This window comes from Polaromonas sp. YR568, from assembly GCF_943371715.1.
In the GTDB taxonomy this organism is placed as follows: Bacteria; Pseudomonadota; Gammaproteobacteria; order Burkholderiales; family Burkholderiaceae_C; genus Polaromonas.
In genome coordinates this window covers 23,259-46,566 of record NZ_CALRVW010000029.1, presented here as the reverse complement: position 1 = coordinate 46,566, position 23,308 = coordinate 23,259, and the positions used below count along the sequence as shown (strand labels likewise).

General features: G+C 62.3%; 20 protein-coding genes and 1 pseudogene. 11 read left to right on the top strand and 10 right to left on the bottom strand.

All coding sequences use genetic code 11. From position 1 onward, the window contains the following. Nucleotides 1–139: 139 nt before the first annotated feature. The 3 genes and pseudogenes from AAG813_RS17205 to AAG813_RS17195 all read right to left on the bottom strand — a co-directional run. A pseudogene (locus AAG813_RS17205) lies at nt 140–265 on the bottom strand (VOC family protein); the annotation flags it as partial. 87 nt (nt 266–352) lie between these two features. Further along, complete coding sequence (locus AAG813_RS17200) at nt 353–847, bottom strand: hypothetical protein (protein ID WP_341916997.1); 495 nt, start codon at nt 845–847, stop codon at nt 353–355. A 167-nt stretch (nt 848–1,014) separates the two neighbouring features. After that, complete coding sequence (locus AAG813_RS17195) at nt 1,015–2,028, bottom strand: ImmA/IrrE family metallo-endopeptidase (protein ID WP_341916995.1); 1,014 nt, start codon at nt 2,026–2,028, stop codon at nt 1,015–1,017. Nucleotides 2,029–2,191: 163 nt separating this feature from the next. Here AAG813_RS17195 and AAG813_RS17190 point away from each other — a divergent pair, with 163 nt between their 5' ends. After that, nucleotides 2,192–2,875: a hypothetical protein gene (locus AAG813_RS17190; RefSeq protein ID WP_341916994.1), complete on the top strand. Its 684-nt coding sequence runs from the start codon at nt 2,192–2,194 to the stop codon at nt 2,873–2,875. A gap of 8 nt (nt 2,876–2,883) precedes the next feature. Here AAG813_RS17190 and AAG813_RS17185 read toward each other — a convergent pair whose 3' ends face one another. From AAG813_RS17185 to AAG813_RS17175, 3 genes are read right to left on the bottom strand one after another with little or no spacing between them, the layout of a single operon-like run. Then, nucleotides 2,884–3,462: an ATP-binding protein gene (locus AAG813_RS17185; protein ID WP_341916992.1), complete on the bottom strand. Its 579-nt coding sequence runs from the start codon at nt 3,460–3,462 to the stop codon at nt 2,884–2,886. 5 nt (nt 3,463–3,467) lie between these two features. Beyond that, entirely contained in the window at nt 3,468–4,028 is a 561-nt protein-coding gene (locus AAG813_RS17180; RefSeq protein WP_341916990.1) for a hypothetical protein, read from the bottom strand. Between the two features lies 1 nt (nt 4,029). Continuing rightward, the gene (locus AAG813_RS17175) at nt 4,030–4,866 is read right to left on the bottom strand and encodes a bis-aminopropyl spermidine synthase family protein (protein ID WP_341916988.1); all 837 of its coding nucleotides are present in this window, start codon (nt 4,864–4,866) and stop codon (nt 4,030–4,032) included. A 430-nt stretch (nt 4,867–5,296) separates the two neighbouring features. On the opposite strand from AAG813_RS17175, the gene AAG813_RS17170 reads away from it, so the two are divergent. Both AAG813_RS17170 and AAG813_RS17165 read left to right on the top strand, forming a co-directional pair. Continuing rightward, nucleotides 5,297–5,917 (top strand): flavin reductase family protein, encoded by a 621-nt coding sequence (locus AAG813_RS17170; RefSeq protein WP_341916986.1) that lies wholly within the window; start codon nt 5,297–5,299, stop codon nt 5,915–5,917. Nucleotides 5,918–5,977: 60 nt separating this feature from the next. After that, nucleotides 5,978–6,736 carry a class II aldolase/adducin family protein gene (locus tag AAG813_RS17165; RefSeq protein WP_341916984.1) on the top strand — a complete coding sequence of 253 codons (759 nt, stop codon included), beginning with the start codon at nt 5,978–5,980 and terminating at the stop codon, nt 6,734–6,736. Nucleotides 6,737–6,932: 196 nt separating this feature from the next. On the opposite strand, the gene AAG813_RS17160 is transcribed toward AAG813_RS17165, so the two are convergent. Continuing rightward, the gene (locus tag AAG813_RS17160) at nt 6,933–9,659 is read right to left on the bottom strand and encodes a PAS domain S-box protein (RefSeq protein WP_341916983.1); all 2,727 of its coding nucleotides are present in this window, start codon (nt 9,657–9,659) and stop codon (nt 6,933–6,935) included. 309 nt (nt 9,660–9,968) lie between these two features. Next, nucleotides 9,969–10,766 (bottom strand): transglutaminase family protein, encoded by a 798-nt coding sequence (locus tag AAG813_RS17155; RefSeq protein ID WP_341916980.1) that lies wholly within the window; start codon nt 10,764–10,766, stop codon nt 9,969–9,971. A 412-nt stretch (nt 10,767–11,178) separates the two neighbouring features. Between AAG813_RS17155 and AAG813_RS17150 the strand changes: the two genes are divergently transcribed. Continuing rightward, nucleotides 11,179–11,331 carry a hypothetical protein gene (locus AAG813_RS17150; RefSeq protein WP_341916978.1) on the top strand — a complete coding sequence of 51 codons (153 nt, stop codon included), beginning with the start codon at nt 11,179–11,181 and terminating at the stop codon, nt 11,329–11,331. Between the two features lie 296 nt (nt 11,332–11,627). After that, entirely contained in the window at nt 11,628–13,337 is a 1,710-nt protein-coding gene (locus tag AAG813_RS17145) for an ATP-binding protein (protein ID WP_341916976.1), read from the top strand. Nucleotides 13,338–13,355: 18 nt separating this feature from the next. Here the strand turns inward: AAG813_RS17145 and AAG813_RS17140 are convergent, their stop codons facing one another. Both AAG813_RS17140 and AAG813_RS17135 read right to left on the bottom strand, forming a co-directional pair. Continuing rightward, nucleotides 13,356–14,549 carry an MFS transporter gene (locus tag AAG813_RS17140; protein ID WP_341917005.1) on the bottom strand — a complete coding sequence of 398 codons (1,194 nt, stop codon included), beginning with the start codon at nt 14,547–14,549 and terminating at the stop codon, nt 13,356–13,358. A 194-nt stretch (nt 14,550–14,743) separates the two neighbouring features. Beyond that, the gene (locus tag AAG813_RS17135; RefSeq protein ID WP_341916974.1) at nt 14,744–15,163 is read right to left on the bottom strand and encodes a response regulator; all 420 of its coding nucleotides are present in this window, start codon (nt 15,161–15,163) and stop codon (nt 14,744–14,746) included. A 310-nt stretch (nt 15,164–15,473) separates the two neighbouring features. Between AAG813_RS17135 and AAG813_RS17130 the strand changes: the two genes are divergently transcribed. The 6 genes from AAG813_RS17130 (at nt 15,474) to AAG813_RS17105 (ending at nt 23,306) form a co-directional block, all read left to right on the top strand. After that, a complete protein-coding gene (locus tag AAG813_RS17130; protein ID WP_341916973.1) occupies nt 15,474–16,358 on the top strand; it encodes an AraC family transcriptional regulator in 885 nt (294 codons plus the stop codon). A gap of 197 nt (nt 16,359–16,555) precedes the next feature. Beyond that, entirely contained in the window at nt 16,556–19,549 is a 2,994-nt protein-coding gene (locus AAG813_RS17125) for a molybdopterin cofactor-binding domain-containing protein (RefSeq protein ID WP_341917003.1), read from the top strand. Further along, nucleotides 19,546–20,391, top strand: a complete 846-nt coding sequence (locus AAG813_RS17120; protein WP_341916972.1) for an FAD binding domain-containing protein — start codon at nt 19,546–19,548, stop codon at nt 20,389–20,391. The genes AAG813_RS17125 and AAG813_RS17120 overlap by 4 nt, the downstream gene beginning before the upstream one ends. Further along, entirely contained in the window at nt 20,388–20,936 is a 549-nt protein-coding gene (locus AAG813_RS17115; protein ID WP_341916971.1) for a (2Fe-2S)-binding protein, read from the top strand. The genes AAG813_RS17120 and AAG813_RS17115 overlap by 4 nt, the downstream gene beginning before the upstream one ends. Beyond that, nucleotides 20,929–22,497, top strand: a complete 1,569-nt coding sequence (locus AAG813_RS17110; protein ID WP_341916970.1) for an AMP-binding protein — start codon at nt 20,929–20,931, stop codon at nt 22,495–22,497. The genes AAG813_RS17115 and AAG813_RS17110 overlap by 8 nt, the downstream gene beginning before the upstream one ends. After that, nucleotides 22,494–23,306, top strand: coding sequence for an enoyl-CoA hydratase/isomerase family protein (locus AAG813_RS17105; RefSeq protein WP_341916968.1), 813 nt, complete (start codon nt 22,494–22,496; stop codon nt 23,304–23,306). Before AAG813_RS17110 ends, AAG813_RS17105 begins: the two co-directional genes overlap by 4 nt. The last annotated feature ends 2 nt before the right edge of the window (nt 23,307–23,308 follow it).

Here is a 23,308-nt window from a genome sequence, read left to right as displayed (position 1 = left end):
TACACGGGCCTGCCCGTGGGCCCAATCTTTACAACTCTCGACCCCTCAACCAGCTCTGACATGGTGCCCACCTTCTACTACTTGGTGGGCACCATCTTGGACAATACTTAGCCCACTCTCAAGAGGGTGCAGAGCAGACGCTTACGTAGAAGTAACGGTTCTTGTTGGCAACGCCGGGGCTTATGCCCAGGGAGCCGAGCACCGCATCGTAAAACTTCTTTGAAACTTCCAGGTCGCTGACGCCGACCATGACGTGGCTGAACATTGGGCTTTGTCTCCGTGGGGTGCGTGGGGGCAGGCGGGCGAGCGGGTTGCGTCAGGGTCTAGTGCGGATAGTCCAAGAACTTCAGGCTTACTTAGGGTAGCTTTTAAGCCAGCCAGGGGCCGAGCTCGCAATTTGCTCATCGACAAGAAAAGTTAGAAGCTGGTTGAAGATTGCGGCTCCCTTGGAGCCAAAGTTTTGGAATGCTTGGGTAATTGTTTCATCGGCGTATGGCGCGGTTTGTACTGCGAGTCTCACCCGATCAATTCCATACCGAGTGCAAAAGCGACCTATTATTTGCTCAAAGCAAATTACCCGACCCTTTAGCTTGAGTAGCGCGGATTCTGTTTGCGAGGCCACCGGAAGTGCTCTCACTGCCTTCTTGTCCCCAGTCGCGATGTCGGGGGATTGTCGGTGCAGCGCCACCGCTATGAGTCCAACTTCGCCTTCATGAAGATCTAGTTCGTTCATCAGGGCGCATTTCATAATGAGCGCAGCCGTGGACTCTTCTTCCTTGGTGGGTTCGATCTCGATCATGCCCGAAAGAATGGCGGCCAATCTATCGACACCTGCTTCGTCCCTCATGAAAAGCTTCCTCTTTTCACTGGATCCCTTACCCATATACCGAAGCATGTATCCAAGTGAACCTACCTCATTCGCCGGTGTTTCGAGAGCCCCTAAAGCGTCTCCGTACGCGTCCATCTGTGCGAGTTTTATTACGACGTCGTTGTCGATTAAAAGCGTTACTTGAGTCATGGCGGGGCTACGGCTCGCAGGAACGCCCAGGACTGCTCGTCCACCGTAGATTCAATTTGGCTCCACAAAACCTCATTCACCAGGTGTGAAGGCTTCTTCTCTTGGTCGGGAATAAGCTGGATCGCAGCCATCGCCAATGCCCATTCCCCGGTCGTATTGGCGAAGCTAAGAACGATATGTCCAGGATCTATACCCAGCTTCCTAGCAGAAATCATGGCCAGTTTTGCTAACTCGTTAGCATTGCCGCGAGCAGCCTTGATGTCGCGGTCTACGCGAAAATTTGAAGTTCCAGTGAGCAACTCTTGAGCAAACCTATCTGCAGCATGCTCTTCTTCGTCGTCAACAAGCTCGTTGGGGTCGTTTGCGGGATCATTCGGGTCCGCATCAATGATGGCAGCGCTATCAGCAAGGTGCCCTAAGGCGATATGGCCCAACTCGTGCGCTACATGAAACATGTATTGGGCGGGAGGGCCAGATTCCCTTGCAACCAATATCGCATGACGATGACCTATTCTGATGGCCATCGCGGTTATTCCCTTTGTTTGGGCGGGAAAGAGCTGCAGGTGCAGCACCGGAATCTCCAACGACCAACAGAGGCTAAGAACATCACCGAAGCCAATGTGATCTCGACCGGAAGCCAAAACCGACCTGCGCATTTCAGTTGCGGAGAAAGCGTGGCCAGTTTGGGAAGAAAAACTGCAGGCGGAAAACAGAATTCGAGCAACACCGATGGCGAAACCTGTGAGTGCTTCGCGCCGCGGGCCAGGCCCCAGTCGCAAATGTTTAAACTTGACTGGCCCTGAATGAAGAAACCCCAGTGGAACTCCGTCGTCCATCAACGTAATTGGATCGAGATTTAAACGGCGCGCCAAGAGTAATCGAGCCAGCATCTGACTTGAAGAAGACTCGTCTTGTTCTTCAATCCAACCAACGGGCAATGACGCTTTGACGAAAGTTTCGGAAAACCCGGCGTTCCCCAATCGCTGCAATAAAGCGTCAGTTTTGGACATGTTCGTTTCTCGCTACTCGCGCCCGCTCAGAGTGGCTCAAGCCGACCGCCGGCTCTTAGTTTCGTGCAGTTCGTCGAATGAAAAGTTGGCTTTTCCCTAGGACCGATTGCGCCCACTAGCAAGTCAAGGATCATAATTCAGTATTTAATTGACGGGAGGTTATATGGCAACTTCTACGCGACAAACACTTCTCCCGAGGAAATTTTGCTGGACAAAATTTGGCGCAGAGGCTGGCGAGTCGTTCGATGAAATTTTTGCTAGAAAAGAAAAAGAGCGGCAGGCCAATCACGGGATATTTCTTTGGGGCGTGGGGAATAGCGTCGCACCTGGTCTTCGAATTCTTGTTAAAACTGAGGTGCGTCCTAGTGTGATCTTTTCCCCAATGCGCTCTCCGGCAAAAGCGATTGATATATCGCCCCCAGCAGTTGTTGAGTGGATGCGGGCTGTTGGACTTGGGGGGCAGGAGTGGGATATTCCAAATGGCTCAATAGTAACTAGCCGCGCAGGCTCTCTGGCTAGCGGTACAAAGAAGAAACACTATGCATTAGTTTGTCACTCTGACAAGCCGCTAGGACATGTCGTTTCTCCAATGGAAGTGGACCTAGACAACTTACGAAACCTTAGTAGCGGAGGGGAGCTAGGCTTCTCGCAGGTGACTTCTGTGGTTCAAACTTTGGATACAAAGAGCAGCTCTAGTCGACTCAAATATCCCGTTGGCTTCGTTGCCGAGTTGGTTTACCCATATTTTTTGGAGCTCACCGAACCAGTGTTAGTCACACCAGGAGCCGGGCGGGCAAAACAGCGCGCGAAAACTCTTCAGCCCGAGCTTGATCTGTTGAAAAAGTAGTAATTTGTTTATGTTAGTTTGAGGCAAGTGATGACTTTGTTGAGCAGTTCATCCTCATCTACTCCGCTATCTATTAAATAGCACGGCTTTCCAAGGATGACGGAATACTGTGCGGCAACGGCATTCTGTAGCTGGCAATGCATGCTAGCCTCATCTAAAGATATTGACGGCCGGCCGGCTGCATTCAAAGCAATTCTCCCCGTAACGACTTCAGGTGCGGCGTATAGGCACACGATTGCATCGGGCGCGATTTCTTCCAGCGTCCGGCTTGAGAACGGTGTAATTCGAAATCCGTAGTCCTCCTTGGTCACAGCATGGGAGTCAATAACTATGGAGCTCACCTTGCGCTCCCGCGCCACCAGATGCGCCAGCTTCGTGTCCACGGCCGCAACGTGTTCGGGGGTGACTATCCGAGACGATTCTCGCCTCAAGTCGCTCTCGGTAATGGGACCCACAGAGGTAACATGACTGCGCAGCTCTTGGCTGTAAGAAAATACCTTCAGATTGCTGATCCGACGGGAGAGAGCCTGTCCTAATGTGGATTTGCCTGTAGCTGGCGCGCCTGTTAAATAGACGACTTTTCGCATGGTACCTATTTGAGCAAAACGGCGTACGGCGGCGCAAGGCGCGCTGACAACACTAGCTTAACTTCAGGACTTTCTGCTGATGGGAGCTCCGGTGCGTAGATTAAGCAGGCCTTGTCGACGCGTCCGCGCAGATATGACTCACCAGTATTTCCCGCGAGCCTGCCGATACCTACTTTAGTCTGATTTAAATGAACACCAATCTCGGTCGCGTCCAAGCTGTCGATAACAAGTGCATATCGCGAGCCCAGTACATGTATATCTGGATGAATTTTCTTGTATGTCACACCATCTGCACTGCATTGCTCCGCCCTCAGCGGTTCGGCAAAATGGTTTGACTTGATTTCCTGCATAAGAAGATGAACGGAAATTCCATCCTTTACCGCCTCTTCCACAAACGGTTGGACCGCCGTTAGGGGGTGACAAGTATTACCGCCGTAACCCCAGAATGCCACGCCCGCCTTAGAAATCTCGGCTCTTTTTCTTATGATGATGCTAGTCAAATCTTCGCTCGCGTGCACTCCCACTTTCATATAGATGAAGGGATTACCTGGAGTGAGAGTTTGCATGTTACTTCTCCAACTTTTCTAAAAAATATGTACTATCAGGTGCTTTGCCGTAGTCCACGCGAGCAACTTCTTTCACATATTTCACTCGAAGATTTTTCTCGCGACCATAAAAACTTTCAAGCCTACTTCCATGCAATACATAGCTCTTCGTGGGAGCCTTTCGATGTGGCCGCGCTCGAAAGAATAGATTGCACGAGCGCAAATCTGGCGCGTCGTCCAGGTGATATTCGTGCAGATTGGTTTGCATTTCTTGAACGTAGAATCCCTTGCCGAGTGCAAAGCTTTGAGTTTCCCAAAGGACCTCACGGGACCACTCCACTTTAGAGTCATCCGCGATGACGACAACGCCGACGGCGTCGCTTCCGCAAGCTTCCATTCCGCGCTCAGCAAAAACCTTTACGCTCTCCCCAGAGTTGCTCGCGCCCCATGGTGGGTTGGTGTAGAACGCTGAATAAGCTCCAATATATTTTTCCGGTAGCTTGTCAATGCAGTTGTAGAGTTCAGCGCTAATTAAGTGCGAAATACGTTCTCTATCTGCAAAGCGTGTAACCGCGTTCACCATTCTTTGGTCGAAATCGAGAACCAGTATTTCGGAGGGACCCTCGTCAATGACCTTGGAGTGCATCAAGTACGCAATGCATAGACTGATGCTGTCACCATCGCCGATGAATACCAGCTTTTTACCTGCAAATCTTTGGGCAATTAGGCTGGTTTGGAGAACCATGTCCCCAGCTTTCATATAGATCTGGTCGAACTCCCTCAGAGGCTGGGGCCGGTTTTGAATTACGTCAGATACTGCATTTATTGCGCGTTTCAGGTCGACCTTGTTTTCAATCATTAGATTCCCTTAAATTCTCTTGGCCTCTGTAGTCCAATGAAGCTCAACCAGCGCCTCGGTCCTAGAAGGATTAAGGACGTGTGAGTTGGGGTGCAGATCGTCTTAACACTTTGTGACAACCATCATGACGGACACCGCTGCAAATTGATAGCCGGGCTATCCATTGGAGCGACCTCGATGTAAATAAATCACAGGATCGCGGATGGCACCCGCCATCGTGGAAAGCGTTCTGCGCCGCCATCCCTAACATTGTTTACGAACTTATGCCCTTGATCGTGCGCAGGAGTGCCGGGTCTTTTATTGACTTTTTCCCCTGTCGCCGCACAGGCGTGGGGCTTTTGCCTTGCGGGGGCCGCAAGGCCCGCAGGCCCGGAAGGCGCGCTGCATCAGGTATCGTTGCTCCATCTTTTCATTCCTTCAGGGTTTCCCCTTGCCAGACGCCATCCACTTCTACGAACCCCGCCACGGCCACGGCTTGCCGCATGACCCGTTCAATGCCATCGTCGGGCCGCGTCCGATTGGCTGGATCTCGTCGCACAACGCGGACGGGGCGCTGAATCTGGCGCCTTACAGCTTTTTCAACGCCTTCAACTACGTGCCGCCCATCGTGGGCTTTGCCAGCATTGGCTACAAGGACACGGTGCGCAACATCGAGGCCACCGGCGAGTTTGTGTGGAACCTCACCACGCGGGCGCTGGCCGAGCAGATGAACCAGACCTGCGCCGCGGTGCCGCCTGAGGTCAATGAATTCGAGCTCGCAGGCCTCACGCCCGCGCCTTCGCGCGTGGTGGCGGTGCCGCGTGTGCTGGAGAGCCCGGTGTCGTTTGAATGCCGGCGCACGCAGGTGCTGCAACTGCAAGGTGTGGACGGCAGCAAGATCGACACCTGGCTGGTGCTGGGCGAGGTGGTGGCGGTGCACATTGCCAAGGCGCTGCTGAAAGACGGCGTGTACGACACGGCAAACGCCGGCCATGTGCTGCGCGGCGGCGGGCCGGGCGACTACTTCACCGTCGGGCCGGAGCAGCTGTTTCGCATGTACCGGCCGCGATAGCGCCGTGGCCCCGCCCGATTAAAGTCAGTTCACCTCTCATCTATTGAAAATCGCATCATCATGAACATCGCCTCGCTCAAGGAAGTTGTCAGCGCCGAAGAATGGCAGCTGCGTGTGGACCTGGCCGCCTGTTACCGCCTGGTGGCGCTGTATGGCTGGAGCGACCTGGTGTTCACGCACATCAGCGCGCGCGTGCCGGGGCCGGAGCATCTCTTTCTGATCAACCCCTACGGCCTGATGTTTGACGAGATCACGGCCTCGTCACTGGTCAAGGTGGACGGGCAATGCAACAAGGTGATTGACTCGCCGTATCCGGTCAACCCGGCCGGCTTTGTGATTCACAGCGCGGTGCACGAGGCGCGGCACGACATGCAGTGTGTGCTGCATACGCACACCCGCGCGGGCGTGGCGGTCAGCGCGCAGAAGTGCGGCATCCTGCCGATCTCGCAGCAGTCGGCCTTTGTGCTGGCCTCGCTCGGTTACCACGACTACGAAGGCGTGGCCTTCCGCGACGACGAGAAGCCGCGCCTGCAGAAAGACTTGGGGCAAGCCCGGCACCTGGTGCTGCGCAACCACGGCCTGCTGACGGTGGGCGAGACGATTGCCGACGCCTTCATGAACATGTACCGCTTTGAAAGCACCTGCCAGATCCAGCTCAGCGCGCAGGCCGGCGGTGAACTGATTCACTTTGAGGAAGAGATCTACACCGGTGACGACCGCGCGGCGGTGTATGTGCGCGGCGGCGGCATGGGCGGCCCCTTTGTCTGGCCGGCGCTGCTGCGCAAGCTGGACCGCATCGACACCAGCTACAAGGACTGAAGCCATTCCTCCGCGATTTATGCATCAAATCGGCCTCCAGCCCTTGTGTGGCGGGCGCAAGCAGCTATCAAAAGCAGAGCGCTTGAAGTGCCCGCAGGCCGCCCTCAGGCAGCGGCGGTTGCGGCCACCTCGCTGACCTGCACCTTCATGTCACTGACTTCCAGCTGCTGCGGACAGGCCAGCGCAATGCGCGCTTTCACCCGCCCGCAGCCGGCTCCGCAGGGATCTTCAGCACACGCCGAATGGTCTGAAGCAAGTCGGTGTTGGAGGTCGAGGCTTTGAGCAGCACCGCGTCGGGTCGCCCGCCTGCGCGGGCGGGCAGCACTTCGCTGGCAGAAAACACCACGAGCGCAGGCCGGGGCTGCAGGCTGTCGATCAGCTCCACCAGGTCCCAGCCGGACTCCTGGCCGAGCGACAGGTCCAGCATCACCAGGTCAAAAGCTGTGTCGCGCAGGCGGGCGCGCGCTTCGGCCAGGGAGCTGGCGAATTCAAAGCTGGCGAAGCCGTCCGCGATGGCGGCGGCGATGTGCTGGATGTCCGGATCGTCTTCCACGTGCAGGATGCGCGGCTTGCGACCGTGCAGGTCGGCCACCGCGCGTTGCATGGCCGAGACGAGCTTCCCCTCGTCAATCGGCTTGGACAGCCAGTCCGACACTGCTGACGGTTTGTGGTCGAGCTGAAGTTGCCCGTCACCGGCCAGCGTGGAAATCACGATGACGGGCAGGTTGCGGGTGGTTTCGTTCTGGCGCAGGCCGTTGAGAAATGCGCCGCCGGTCTGGCCGGGCAGGCGCAGGTCCAGCGTCACCGCGTCGTAGCTGCCCGACTGGATCATCGAGAGGGCCTGCTCGGCGCTGTGCGCCAGGTCCGAGTCAAAACCGGCCTTGTCCAGCATGATGCCGATCAGCCGGGCCACGTCCACGTCGGATTCACACACCAGGATACGTGAGCGGGGCGCCGGCGGCACCGCCTCGCTGGGCCCCTGCAACAGGGGCAGCTCGAAGAAAAACGTCGTGCCCTCGCCGAGCCGGGTGTCGAATCCGATGGTGCCGCCCATGCGTTCGACCAGGGCGCGCGAGATGTTCAGACCCAGGCCGGTGCCGCTCTTTTGCCGGGTGTCGGACGAGTCGGCCTGCGAGAACTTCTGGAAGATGCGCTTTCGGAATTCCTCCGGGATGCCCGGGCCGTGGTCGCGCACCTCCACCCGCACACCCAGCCCGGCACGGCTCACATGCACGTCCACACTGCCGCCGGCGGGCGAGAACTTCAGCGCATTGGACAGCAGGTTGGTCACCACCTGCGTGAGCCGGTCGGCCTCGACATGGACCTGCAGGCCGGTATCGGCACAGTGCAGCGTCAGGCTGACCTGGTTGGCCAGGCCGTAACCTTCATTGGCGGCGATGGCCTGTTCCAGCAGCGGCCGCAGTTGCAGGGCTTGCAGGTCCAGGCGCATCTTGCCGGACTCGATTTTTTCAATGTCCAGGATGTCGTTGATCAGCCGGATCAGGCGCTCACAGTTGCTCTTGGCAATGCCGATCAGGTTCATCGCCATGTCGGGCAGCGGGCCGGCCATGCCGCCGGCGACCAGGCCGAGCGAGCCGCGGATCGAGGTCAGCGGGGTGCGCAACTCATGGCTCACAGTGGAAACAAACTCGCTCTTCAGGCGGTCGATGCGCTTGAGCTCGGTGATGTCGGTGGCCAGGGAATAAAAGCCGATGACCTTGCCTTCATCCGCGTCATCGCCGTAGCGCGGGAAGTACTTGACCACGTAGTCGCGCACGTCGCCGTTCGACGAGCGCTGCCTGCGCTCGTAGACCACCGGGTAACCGGACAGCACCTCTTCCACCCAGGGGCGCAGCTTCTCGTAGAACGCCGGCTCCATCAGCTCGCGCATGCTTTTGCCCAGGATCTCCTCGCTGGAGAGGCCGAAGGCATCCTGGTAGGCGCGGTTGTGAAAGCGGCAGCGCTGGTCGGCATCCACATAGGCGATCAGCGCCGGCACGGTGTCGGTGATCTCGCGCAACTGGAGCTCGCTGGCGCGCAGGCGGTCGCTGGAACGACGCATCTCGGTGGTGTCGCGGCCCGTGCCCCGGTAGCCGGTGAAGCGCCCCGAGGCATCGAAGATGGGCACGCCGCTGATCGAGAAGTGGCGCACCTGGCCCTTGCCGTCCAGCCGCGTGACTTCAAAGTCGCGAAAGGGCTCGCGCCGCTCGAGCTGTGCCTCGTGCGCCGCCCATTCGCTTTCGCTCATGTTCACATAAGGCAGCTCGCGGCGCAGTTTGCCAATGCTGCTGTTGCTGGTGAGCGCGCCCATGTCGGCGAGTTGTCCGGCGATCTGGACAAAGCGGAAATGCTCGTCCTGCTCCCAGAACCAGTCGTTGGACAACTCCACCAGCGCGCGAAAGCGCTCCGCGTTGGCACGTGACTGCTGCTCGGCGAACTTGCGCTCGGTGATGTCCTGCAACTGCGAGATGAAGTGCAGGGGCTGACCCTGCGCGTCGCGCACCAGGGAACAGGTCAGCGCGGCCCAGACCACGCTGCCCGACTTGTGCAGGTACCGTTTTTCACGCTGGTAGGTGTCAATCTCTCCGGCCAGTGCGCGGCTGCGCTGCAGCGTGTCCTCGGCCGCGTCATCCGGGTGCGTCACCTCGGGGGCGTTGGGCGCCAGCAGTTCGGCCTGGGAATAACCCAGCATCTCGCAGAAGGCCCGGTTCACGCGCAAGCGCCGGAAATCGGCGCCGAACACGGCCATGCCGATGGCGGCATTCTCGAAGGCGCTGGTGAACTGCGCGCTGGCCGCGTCGCCGTTGGCGCGCTCCAGGGCCTCGAGTCGGGCGGCCTGCTCCCGTACCTGCTGCTGCAGGTCCTCGTTCAATTGCGTCAGTGCCTGCAGGCGGTCCTGCAGGTTTTGCGGGGTTTGATTCATGCTTGTTGCTGCTTGCCTGGCGGGTCAGCGTCCGTTTGTCGCGGGTCGGGCGCGTGCCACTGGAATGTAAGCAGTATGGGTTATTTCAACTGCAGCGAGTAGGGCTGGGCATGGACTTTTGAGGGGGTTATCCCTAGCGGCATGCAAGCCGCGCCGCCGGGGGCCGATATTCATCTGTCGACAGGGCACGGCTGCACATGAAATTGGCCTGCAGCGTTTCCTGCCGTGACGGACAGGGCCGCTGGCACCCTGCCTGAATCGGGCAAAGACCACAACGGCGGCAATAGCCACGCCCCTGGCGTGTAACGGTCAGCTGGACTCCGCCACCGTGCTGACCTGCACCTTCATGTCGCTGACTTCCAGCGGCTGCGGGCCGTAGTCGGAGATGAAGGCCACGTCGGCGGCGTCGCGGCCATAGGCCAGCACGATGCGGCCACCGCGCGGCTCTTTCTGCGTGGCGTCGAAGGTGTACCAGCGCCCGCCCACAAAGGCCTCGAACCAGGCGTGCAGGTCCATCGGGTCCAGCGCGTGCAGGTAACCGACGACCATGCGCGCCGGAATCTGCAGGCTGCGGCACAGCGCAATGCCTACATGCGCAAAGTCGCGGCACACGCCCGCGCCGTGGGCCAGCGAGTCGATGGCGTCGGTGCTGGCGTCGCTCACGCCGTATTGGTAGTCGAGGTGGGTGTTGATCCAGGCGCGTATGGTTTCCGCCTGTGCGTAACCGGGCGTCGCGCTGCCGACGATCTCGTGTGCCTTCTCCGACATCTTGTCCGACGGGCAGTAGCGGCTTTGCAGGAGGTAAAGGAGCACGTCGTCGGGCAGCTCGGCCACGGGCGTGTGCGGCGCGTCGGGCTGCACGGCGATCTGGTCCTCGACCTCCATCACCACCTCAACCTCGATGCGCATCTCGCCGGGCGGCAGCACCAGGCGCTGGCACAGGTTGCCGTAGCTGTCCACGTACTCGGTGGTCGGCACCCAGGGCTGCAGCTCATAACGGTCGCTGACGATCCACTGCGCCTGGCCGCTGCGCGGTCGCAGCATGGCAACAATGGGGCAGTCGGCGGCCGTGTTCACGGTCATGGTGCAGGTGGCTTTGAGTTTCATGGTCGGGCAGGTGCTGTGGGCAGGGGTGGCGGCAAGGGCGGGGTCTAAAAACGATTGCTCACCTTACCTGCCGGCCACCGACGCGTCTGTAGGCCAAGGCGTGTTGTGGGTGCAGGCGGCGGTTTTGTGCGGCCGGCCAGGGTGCTTCGCTCACCAGTGACAGCGCGATGCCGATCGCCCGTCCAGGCACGCCATGCCTGGCTGCGCGGCGCTCACTTCTCGCTTCTACAGCCGGCGACCAGGCGTGGCGTGGAGATGGAGGCGGACCACTGCTGCTGGCTGCTCAATGAAGACGTCGCCCAGTGCGTGATCTGCGCAGGGACACGCTGGCGTCCTACAGCCGCTCCTGCAATTGCCGACATTCCGGCATGCTGCGCACACCTAAGGTGGAGTTTTCAACCAAGGAAAACACATGCCTCAATCGACCAAAGACAGCAACGGCGGAAAAAGCCACCCCAGCAAAACCACCGGCCGCAGTTCCGCCAAGCCGGCGGACACCACCTCCAAAAACCCGCAGTCCCCGACCGGCCCACAGAACAAGGGTGAGAAGAAAACCACGCCCTGATCCCGGGCAGCTGCCGTGCGCCGTTTCTGATCAAATCGGGATGCAGCCCTTGTGCAGTGGGCGCAGACAGCTATGAATACAGGAGCGTCGGCCAGCGTGTCCCGAAACGCCTCGGGCTATGGGCGGAGCCGGCTGTTGCCCGAACAGAGGGCGAAATACCTTTCTCTTGCAGGCAATGCCCGTGGCCGATATGGCGTACGATGAATTGCAGCTCATCCGTCGGGGCTGCCAGTTCGGCATTTCGGCAAACCGGTTCGTGGCGCCCGCCGCCGCCCGCAGATCACCCAGGCAAACGGATGCTTACACCAGACATTCCCCACAACGAAGTGGCGCGGCTCCGCGAGCTGCACGCGTACGACATCCTCGACACGCCGGCCGACAGCCTGTTTGACGGCGTGGCCGAACTTGCCGCCACCTTCTGCGGCACGCCCTTCGCCGCAGTCACCCTGATCGACAAGGACCGGCAGTGGTTCAAGGCCGAGCATGGCATGGGTGTCGGGCAGAGTGACATCTCCCGCGATCACAGCCTGTGCGCCCACGCCATCCTGCAGGAAGACTATTTCGAGGTGCCCGACCTCAGCCTCGATGAGCGCTTCATCGGCAACCCGACGCTCAATGGTGAGGTGAAGATACGCTTTTACGGCGGCAGCCAGCTCACCACCGACAGCGGCGCCAACCTGGGCATGCTGTGCGTGATGGACCTGCAGCCGCGGCTGCTGAGCCCGGCGCAGCAGCGGGCGCTGTCCCAGCTGTCGCAGATGGTGATGGCGTTGCTGGCCACCAGCCAACGCAACCGGCAGCTGCACGATAGCCGTGCGCTGCTGGACAAACGCTCGTCCGAGCTGGTGTCGGCCAACCTGTTTCTGGACTCGATGATCGAGCACATTCCGGCCGCGGTCTACATCAAGGACGCCACCGAGCTGCGCTATGTGCGCGTCAACCGCGCGGCCGAAGACATGATGGGCATGCGACGCGACGAGCTGATCGGCAAAGGCGCGGCCGAGCTGTTCGGGCAGCACCAGGCCGACATTTTGGAAGAGCAGGACCGCCAGGTAGCGGTGAACAACCCGGCCTTCGAGTCGGTGGACCAGCTGATCTCTTCCCGGCGCGGCGTGCGCGTGCTGCACACGCGCAAGGTGCCGGTCAGCGATGCGCAGGGCGTGTTGACGCACATCCTGGGCATTGCCGAAGACGTGACGCAGCAGAAGGCGATGCAGGACGAGATCCTGGAACTCAATGCGGTGCTGCATGCCAAGGCCAGCGACCTCGAGGCCATGAACCGCAGCCTGGAGGTTTTCTCCGCCGCGGCCACGCATGACCTGCGTTCACCGCTGGGCGTGATTGCGGGCTATGCCGGCCTGCTGGAAAAGAAATACGGCCCGCTGCTCGACGACAAGGGCCGCGGCTGGCTGGCCATCATCGGCGGGCGGGCCAAAAGCATGGCCCAGCTGATCGACGACCTGCTGGCTTTCTCGAAGCTGGGCCACCGGGCGGTCAGCACCCGCACGGTGGACATGCAGGCGCTGGTGGCCTCGGTGATCGCGGAGCTGCAGCCGGACGTCGCCATCCGCACCCCCATCACGCTGGGGCCGCTGCCGCCCGCGCAGGCCGATGCCGCGCTGTTGCGGCAGGTCTGGGTCAACCTGCTGTCCAACGCCGTCAAGTACAGCCGCCAGGCGCCGCGTCCGCAGGTGGAGGTGAGTGGCCGCACCGAGGGCGGCGAGGTGATCTACACCGTGCGCGACAACGGCGCCGGGTTTGATATGGCCAGCTACGACAAGCTGTTTGCGGTGTTCCAGCGCCTGCACACCGACCAGGAGTTCGAGGGCACCGGCATTGGCCTGCCCATCGTGCACCGCATCGTCACGCAGCATGGTGGGCGCGTCTGGGCGGAAAGCCAGGTTGGCCACGGCGCCGTTTTCCATTTCGCGCTGCCGGTGGTGGCGCAGGACGCGCCGGGGACGGATGAGGCGGATCTGGCGAACGAGGCGCCGGCCGAAGACTGACGCGGCTGGTGGCTGCGCTCAGGCGTGGCTGGCCTGCGCTGCCGGCTGCGGCAACACGGTGAAGGCCAGCGCGCCCAACGCCAGCAGCGCGGCAATGCTGGCCAGCACGGCGGTGAAAGGCTCCACGCCGTGGGCCGTGGCCACCGAAGCCACCACGCCGGTGAACCACTGCATCGTGGCCACGCCGAGAAACATCGCCATGGTGAACACCGACAGTGCGCGGCCGGTCATGGCCGCCGGGTAGGCGGCGCGCACGTCGGCGTACTGAAGAATCATGTAGCCCGACAGCAGGCCGATGACGATGGGTGCGGCCACGTCGATGATCGCGCTGTGCGTGAAGGCAAAGGCGGCAAACAGGCCGGCCACCACCAGCGTGAAGCCGGTGATCCAGCGGCGCCGCGTGGCCGGCCCGGGGTCGAAGCGGCCGAACAGCGGGGGGCCGGCCAGCGACACCAGCGACATCACCAGCGCCACGTTGCCGCTTTGCACCAGCGAAAAGCCGTGCCGCTCGATCAGCATCGGGCCCAGCCACAGGCCGCGTAGCGAGACGAAGGAGGCATACCCCACGCTGGCCAGCAGCAAGATGCCCCAGGTGTGCGGCAGCGTGAACAGCGCGCCAAAGCCGGCCAGGGCCTGGCCCACCGACTCCTTCTTTTTCAGCGCGTCCATCGGGTGCGGCGGTTCATGCACCAGCGCCCAGATCAGCCCCCAGGCCAGCACGCCCCAGGCGCCCAGCACCCAGAAGCCCATGCGCCAGGAGCTGGCCTCGATCAGCCAGGCCAGCGGCGTGCCGGTCAGCAGCAGGCCAATGCCGCCCAGGCTCATGGCCAGGCCCGAGATGGCGGCAAAGCGGTGCGCCGGCATGTGCCGCGCAATGAACACGGTGCAGACCAGAAAGGCCGGCGCGCAGCCGATGCCGATCAGCACCTGGCCGGCCACCAGCATGCCGAAGCTGGTGGACAGCGCCGATACCGCCGCGCCCGCAATCGCCACCGGAAAGGCGGTGAGCACGGTGCGCCGCACGCCGTGCAGGTCGATGCCTATGCCCATGAACAGCTGCATGGCGCCAAAGGCAAAGTGAAAGGCGCCGGCAAACAGGCCCAGCGCCTGGGCGCTCAGGCCAAAGTCGGCCTGCAGCGGCGTGGCCATGATGGCTGCCACGGTGCGGCAGGCCTGGCTCAGCGCAAAGGCGGTGATGAGCGCAAACAGCATGACCCAGATGGCGCGCGGAGGAAGGGCGCGGGGGTCGGGCAAGGCGGGCGACGCGTGGGCGGCGTGGGGTGGCGGTGCGGCGGCGGACATGCCGGTGAGGTTACACGACCTGTGGCGTCAGGGGCGTGGGGTCGGGTCCGTCGCGACAGCCGGACGCGGGATCAGAACGGATCAAAAGGGAAGGAGCTTCGGGTTCAGTGCATCAGGCCGGTCTGGCTGGGCGGTAGCGCCAGGCTGTCGAGGCTGTCGGCATGGGCCCTGCAATAGGCCACCAGTTCTTCAATGTCGGCGGCTTTGTCGAACACCCGGTCGGCGCCCAGCTGCAGGCAGCGATCGGTGATGTTCTGGTGGCAATAACTGGTGAGCACCACCACCTTCTGGTTCGGCTTGCGGCTCTGGCAGTCGCGCAACACGCCAAAGCCGGACCCCTCGGCGAGAAACAGGTCCACGATGGCCAGCTGCCAGTCGTCGTTGAAGGTGCGCAGCCACTGGCGGGCCGCGGTTTCGCTGGCGGCATGGCCGACAAACTTGAGCGGCGCCACTTCTTCCATGGCTTCGACCACGGTGTCGCGTATTTCGGGCTTGTCTTCGACAAGGAAGGTGCTGAGCAGCATGGCTCCCCTTTTTAATGAAGGGATTACCGTAAACCCGATGCGGGGAAACGACTGTGGGTTGTGGCCGTCTCGGGCTGTAGGCGTTATCCCACGCCGGCTTACCCGGACGAATAAGGAAATAGCGCCCGCGCGCACGGACCACGGACGCAAGACACTATGAAAATCGTAGCAACTCAAGGGTGCGCAGCTGTACCCGAATCAGCCGGGTTTTGGACTGCGCCCTGGCTGTAACCACTCTGGTGCAATCAGGGTGGACGGCGCTATCATGCAAAGCTATCTCTACCACACGGACCGCCCCTGCCCTGTACACATGTCGACAGCCATCAAAATCTTCCAGGGACGTTTTGGTCGTGTGGCCTTGCTGGACATGAATGCCTCGCTGGTGGCGCACGCGCACCACCATTGCCACATTCTGATCAAGGCCGGCGGAGCCGACAGCGCTTTCCTGGTGCGTGGCGAGCGTCAGCCGCTCACCGGTGAAACGGCGGTGCTCGTCAACGCCTGGGAGCCGCATGCCTACACGCACGCGGCGCCTCCGGGCGAGCAAACCCTGATCCTGGCCTTGTACATTGAACCATCGTGGCTGTCCGAAATCCAGCGCTCACTGACCCTGTCATCACACCCCCGCTTCTTTCCGCAATCCTGCGTGCAAATCCGGCCGGAAACGCGCAAGTTCGTCGAGGAATTCGTGATGGAGCTGTGGTGGGCAGATGAAGTGGCTGCAACCCGTCTGGAAAACCTTCTGTTCAACCTGGTGATCTCGGTGATCGACAGTTACTCGGGCTGGCGCGACATGGCCGGCCTGTTACGCACCCGCCCGCCCTCGGCAATTGACCCGCGAACCCGAAAAGTCATTGTTCACATGCGCGAGAACCTGACGCGTGACTTTGACATGGACGATCTCGCCAGCTTCGCCGGGCTGTCGCGGGCGCATTTTTTTTCGCTGTTCCATCGGGATACCCATGTGACCCCGCTGGTGTATGCCAACGTCTTGCGCTTTGAGGCCGCCGTCGATCGGCTGGCGCATTCAAGCGAGCCGGTGGGCGACGTTGGCCACAGTCTGGGGTTCACGGCCTCCAGTCATTTCGCGCGTTTTTTCCGGCAGCACCTGGGCATCACGCCCACCGATTACCGTCGCGCCGTGAACCTCTACGAGCCGCCAGCCGGCTCGCCACCCGACTCCGATTTGCTCTAGCGGCCGCTGGCCGCGCCACTCAGCTGGTTGCTGCATTGCAGCATGAAAGTCGCCGGACTTTCTGAGCCAGGATCAGACGAATTGGTCCTTTGCTGGACTTTCCTGTTCACGCCGTCCTGTGCGTTTGCCTACGCTAAGCGCATAGACAAACAAGCAGGAGATATTCAGTGCACAGCGACCCGGGCGCAACGCAGTTCATGCGTCAGCCCTCCCTCTCATCCCATGTCGGCCAGTCGGTAGCACGCGTCGAAGACGACGCGCTGCTGAGCGGCCGCGGCCGATATGGCGACGATCTGGGGGTGCCCTCGGGCACGCTGCATGCGGCGGTGCTGCGTTCGCCGCACGCGCACGCCGAACTGCTGGCGCTGGACGCGTCTGCCGCGTTGATCATGCCGGGCGTTCGTGCCGTGCTGACGGGGGAAGACGTGCAGCGCTGGTCGCAGCCCTTTGTGGTGGGCGTCAAGCAGCCCATGCAGCATTGGGCACTGGCGGTGGACCGCGTGCGTTATGTCGGGGAGCCCGTGGCGGTGGTTATTGCCGAAAGCCGCTACCTCGCCGAAGACGCGATCGATGCGATTCGCGTGGGCTACCGGGGCCTGCCTGCCGTGGTCGACATCGAGCGGGCGATCGACGCCGGCGCCCCGGTGCTGCACCCGGCCGTTGGCAGCAACGTGGTGTCGGATCGCAGCTTTGCGTATGGCGATGCACCCGCCGCGTTTGCGCAGGCGGCGCACCGGGTGTCGTTGACCGTGCGCTACCCGCGCAACTCGTGCACACCGATCGAATGCGGTGTCGTGGTGGCCGAACACCTGCCGGGCGATGAAGGCTACGACGTGCTGTCGAACTTCATGGGACCGTTTTCGCTGCATGCGGTGATGGCCCTGGCGCTGCAGGTGCCCGGGAACAAGCTGCGCCACCGTATTCCGCGCGATTCGGGAGGGAGTTTTGGCGTCAAGCAGGCCGTCTTTCCATATGTGGTGTTGATGTGCCTGGCTTCCCGCAAGGCCGGTGCGCCAGTCAAATGGGTGGAGGACCGGCTGGAACATCTGACAGCCGCGACGTCGGCAACCGCACGCCTGACCACGATTGAAGCCGCCGTGAGTGCCGACGGCCGGGTGGAGGCGCTGCGCTACGACCAGATGGACGAGGTCGGCGGCTACCTGCGTGCTCCCGAACCAGCGACGTTCTACCGCATGCACGGCGCCATGACCGGTGCTTACGACATAGCCCACCTGCAGGTGCGCAACCGGGTGGTGCTCACGAACAAGATGCCGACCGGCCTCGTGCGAGGCTTTGGCGGACCGCAGGTTTACTTCGCGCTGGAGCGGCTGATGGACCGCATAGCCAGCGAACTGGGTATTGATCCGTTCGAGCTGCGCCGCCGCAATTTTGTGCAGGCGAACCAGTTTCCCTACCAGGCGGCTGCGGGTGCCGTGCTCGACTCGGGCGACTATGCGCGGGCGCTGGCGCTCGCGCAGCAGCAAGCCGATATGCCGGCCCTGTATGCAAGGCGCGATGCGGCCCGCGCGGCGGGCAAACTCTACGGCATCGGTTGTGCTGCCATCGTCGAGCCCTCGGTCTCCAACATGGGTTACATCAGCACGGTGTTGACCGTCGAGCAGCGCGCCAAAGCCGGCCCCAAGAACGGGGCTATCGCCAGCGCCACGGTGGCCATTGATCTGCTGGGTGGTGTCAACGTCAACATCGCGTCGGCACCAGCCGGCCAGGGCCACATGACCGTCTGCGCGCAGGTGGTGGCCGACGTGCTGGGCCTGCAGCCCGGTCAGATTGTTGTCAACGTCGAGTTTGATACCGCCAAGGATGCATGGTCGGTCGCCGCCGGCAACTACTCCAGCCGCTTCGCCGGCGCGGTGGCAGGCACGGTCCATCTTGCGGCCGTCAAAATGCGCGACAAACTCGCGCGCATCGCCGCCGCCTCACTCGGTTGTGCGCCCGAGCAGGTGCGCTTCGAAGCCGGTAAGGTCTTCAATGCGCTGGAGCCCGAGCGCTCGCAGGCCTTCACCCGGCTGGCCGCCAGTCCGCACTGGGCCCCGGGTCTGCTGCCCGAAGGCATCGAGCCCGGCTTGCGCGAAACCGCGTTCTGGACCGCCCCAACGCTGGCCGCGCCCGACGCGCAAGACCGCGTCAACACCTCGGCGGCCTATGGTTTTGTGTTTGATATCTGTGGCCTGGAGGTCGATCCCGAGACCGGCCGCGTCCGGGTGGACCGCTACATCACGGCGCACGACGCAGGCCGCATCCTGCACCCCGGCATGGCCGATGGCCAGATTCGTGGCGCCTTCGCACAGGGTCTGGGCGCCGCGCTGCTGGAAGAATTCCGCTATGCCGCCGATGGTGGCTTCCAGTCGGGGACCCTGGCCGACTACCTGATGCCAACGGCCTGCGAGGTGCCTGATCCACAGATCGTCCACATGGAAACACCATCGCCGTTCACGCCGCTGGGTGCCAAGGGCCTGGGCGAGGGCAACAACATGAGCACGCCGGTGTGCATTGCCAATGCCTTTGCCGATGCGCTCAAACCGCTTCAGGCCCGGATCGGCGATGTCAGCGACATACGCCTGCCGCTGACGCCGTCCAGGGTGCTGGCCTTGATCGCTGCGGTTGAGCCCGCGCCGCCGGCTGCGATGGCCCAGGCGATGGCCGCGCGGCCGGTGTCGGCCGCGCAAGACGGCCTGTCCCTGCATGCCGCCGGGGTGATCGAAATTGCGGCCCCCCCGGAAAAAGTGTTTGCCGTGCTGCTGGACCCCGCTGCGCTGGCGCAAGTCATCCCGGGCTGTCATGAGCTGGTCTTGATTGGCGAAAACCGCTACCGCGCCGACGTCACGGTGGGCGTGGGTCTGGTGAAGGCGCGCTATGCCGCCGAAATCGCCTTGTCGGAAATCGATGCACCTCGCAGTCTGCGCCTCGCAGGGCAGGGCGCTTCGTCCCTCGGGACCGGCGCTGGCAGCGGCACGGTGCGCCTGGAGGCAACTGCGGAAGGCACGCGCCTGCATTACGACTACGCCGCGCAGGTGGGCGGCAAGGTCGCTGCGGTGGGCAGCCGGATGCTCGAAGGCGCGGCTCGCATCGTGCTCGCGCAACTGTTCGAGTCGCTGGGCCGGCAAGCGACAGGCGCCAAGCGATTGACGTGGTGGCAACGTCTGCTCAAGCAACTGGGAGTGTCCGCATGAAGCCCGCAGCATTCGACTACCTGCGCGCCGACCAGGCCGACGTTGCCGTGGCGGCCCTGGCCCAGCATGGCGAAGACGCGCGCATTCTTGCCGGCGGCCAGTCGCTGATGGCGGTGCTCAACATGCGGCTCGCGAATCCTGCGCTGCTGATCGACATTTCGCGCAGCGAGCCCATGGCTCAGATTCGTATCGAGCATGGTCGGCTGTGCATTGGCGCCGCAGCCACCCAGGCGCGGGTCGAATGGCGGCAAGGGCTTGCCAGCGAGCTGCCGCTGCTGGCGCTGGCTTTTCCGCATATCTCACATTTTCAGGTCCGCAACCGCGGCACGGTGGCCGGCTCCCTCGCCCATGCCGATCCCTCGGCCGAGCTGCCGCTGTGCCTGCTGGCACTGGAAGGCGAAGTCGTGTTGCGACGCGTTCGTGGCCGCCGTGTGGTCAAGGCCGCGGATTTCTTCACCGGCATGCTGCTCACGGCGCGCGCGCCCGATGAACTGCTGGAGGAGGTGCGCTTTCCCCTCGCCAAAAGCGGCACCGGCCACGGCTTTGAGGAGTTTTCGATGCGCCACGGCGACTTCGCCGTCTGTGCGGTGGCCGTGGTGGCCGATGCGCAGCGCCTGCGCATCGCGGTTGGCGGCGTGGCCGACCGCCCGACTGCGCGCGATTTCCCACTGCTACAAGGCAGTGCGCTGGACGACGCTCTCAATGAACTGGCCTGGTCGCTCGAGGCCCGCGACGAGCCGCAAGCCAGTGCTCAGCTGCGGCGCCAGCTGGTGCGCACGCTGGGGCGTCGCGCCGTGCAGCAAGCCCTGTCCAACCGCATTCCCGAACGGAGTACCGCATGACCCAAGCTTCTCCCCCACTGTCCCGCCATGTTCTCCATCCGGTGGCACTCACGCTGAACCGGCAGCGGCGTACCGGCCATGCTCCGCCGCGCATGCTGCTGACCGACTTTCTGCGCGAGGAGCTCGGTGCGACCGGCACACATGTCGGCTGCGAGCACGGTGTCTGCGGTGCTTGCACGGTGCGGATAGACGGCGTTGCCTGCCGGGCTTGCCTGACCCTGGCGGTGCAGGTGGATGGCCGGCAGGTCGATACGGTTGAAGGTCTGGCGCAAGCCGATGGGACACTGAACGATCTTCAGCAAGCCTTCAAGCGGCATCACGCGCTGCAGTGCGGCTTTTGCACGGCCGGCATCTTGATGTCGTGTGCGCACTGGCTGGAGCGCCTGGAAGCGGCCGGCGCGGAAGCCTCCGAACCCGGTGAGGTCGAGGTGCGGGAGATGCTGTCAGGGCATATTTGCCGCTGCACTGGCTACACACCGATTGTTGCGGCAGTGCTCGAAGTGGCACGCGCGCGGCATGCAGCCCGAAAGGTCTCCCATGCTTGATCTTGGCCGAACCTTCTTGCAGAGCATGGAGCGCAGTCCGCATGCCGTGGCGCTGGTCGACGGGGAGCTGCGCCTGAGCTATGCGCAGTGGGCCCTACGGGTCGGCGCCGTGCAGCGCGCGCTGGCCGAGCTGGGGCTGCGGCGTGGCGACCACCTGCTGGCGGTGCTGCAAAACCGGTGGGAAATGGCCACCTTGCACTGGGCCTGCCAGTTTGCCGGCATTGTCATCACTCCGCTGAACTGGCGAGCGAAGGCCGACGAGATCGACTACTGCATCAGCGACGCGGGTGCCCGTGCTCTGGTGTTCGAGCCGGTGGTGCAAGAGGCAGTCCAGGGCTCCTCCGAAGCGCAGCGCATCCTGAGAATTGGCGTCGGCGCGGTTCAAGGGGCAACGGTGAATTTTGAGGACTGGATGGCTGCTCCGATCGAACCGACGCCGCAGGCCAGCGCCGAAGACCTGTCGCTGATGCTCTACACCTCGGGCACAACCGGCAAACCCAAGGGCGTGCCGCGTCGCCAGCGTGTCGAGCGCATTGCAGCGCTGGCCCATGTGGCACAAAACCGCTACGCACAGGGCGAACGTACGCTGGGTGTGATGCCGCTGTACCACACCATGGGCGTGCGCTCACTGCTGGCGCTGGCTCTCATCGATGGCCGTTTTGTCTGCATGCCCAAGTTCGATGCGCACCGCGCACTTCTAGCCATCCAGGATGAAAAGCTGACCCACCTGTATTTGGTGCCGACGCTGTACCACGAGTTGCTGTCGCAGCCAGATTTTTCCCGGATCGATATTTCCAGCATTCGCAAACTCGGCTTTGCTGGAGCACCCATGCACGATGCACTGCTACAAAGGCTGAATAAGGCGTTCAACCCTGAGCTTTTTGTCAACCATTACGGCAGCTCGGAGATTTACACCTTCGCAATCAACCAGAGCGCGGTGGCCAAGCCGGGTTCGGCGGGACGGGCTGGCATAAACGCCCGCCTGCGCGTGGTCAAGCTCGACAGCGTCAGCCCAGGGGCACTTGCGGCCCCGGGCGAAGAAGGTCAGATCCTGGCCGAGCTGGCCGGCGACGAGGCCTTCGAGGGTTACCACAACCGGCCGGACGCCAATGCGAAGAGCCTGCGCGAGGGCTGGTACTTCACCGGCGACACCGGTTATTTCGATGCCGACGGCGACCTGTATGTCACCGGCCGGGTGGACGACATGATCATCAGCGGTGGCGAAAACATCTCGCCCGTCGACATCGAATCTGTGCTGTCGCTGCACCCGGCGGTGGATGAAGTTGCGGTCGCCGGCCTGCAGGACGAGCGCTGGGGCCAGCGGGTCGTGGCCTTCGTGAAGACCCGCGAGCCCGTGGCGGCCGATGTGCTGGACACCCATTGCCGCCTATCCGACCTCGTCAACTTCAAGCGGCCGCGCGAATACGTTTTCGTGCGCGAGATCCCCAAATCCCCGGTGGGCAAAGTGCTGCGCCGCAAGCTGGTGGCTGGCGAGTTCGAGGCCGACCTGCCGGCAGCACTGACCAATCCGATCCCCATCCCAATCAGGAGAGAACCATGAAACTGAATGATCTTGCACACCCGGCGGCCATCCTGCCGGCGGAATTCGACGGCTTTTCGCTGCACATCGATCCGCAACGCGAGCGCGCCGACATAGTGCTGTCGCGTCCGCCGTTGAATGTGATCAACATGGGCCAGCGCGATCAGCTGCGCATTGTTTTCGAGGCGCTCGACGTCGATGACCGGGTACGCGTCATCGTGCTGCGTTCCGAAGGCGAGCATTTCTCCAGCGGCGGCGACATTCGGGGCTTTCTCGAAGCCTCGCCCGAACATGTGTCCAAGCTCGCCTGGAATGTGGCGGCGCCGACGCGTTGCGGCAAGCCGGTCATCGCCGCGGCAAGAGGCTACTGTTTTGGCGTGGGATTCGAACTCTCGCTGGCCTGCGATTTCCGCCTGGTGACGCCAACCACGCTGTACGCCTTGCCTGAACAGAAGCTGGGCCAGATCCCCGGTTCCGGCGGCTCGGCCCGGCTGCAGAAGATGGTGGGCATCACACGCACCAAGGACATCGTGATGCGATCGCGCCGCATCAGTGGCACGCAGGCGGCGGACTGGGGCGTGGCGACCGAATGTGTACCCGACGCCGAACTGGAAACGGCCACCGATGCGCTGGTCAATGAACTGCGTTCGTTTTCGCCGCTGGCCCAGCGCACAGCCAAGAAGTTGCTCAACGACACCGAGGACTCGCCGCTTTCCATCGCCATCGAACTCGAAGGCCATTGTTACTCGCGCCTGCGCAGTTCGGATGACTTCCGCGAGGGGGTCGAGGCTTTTCACGCCAAACGCCGTCCGAATTTCACCGGCAAGTGACG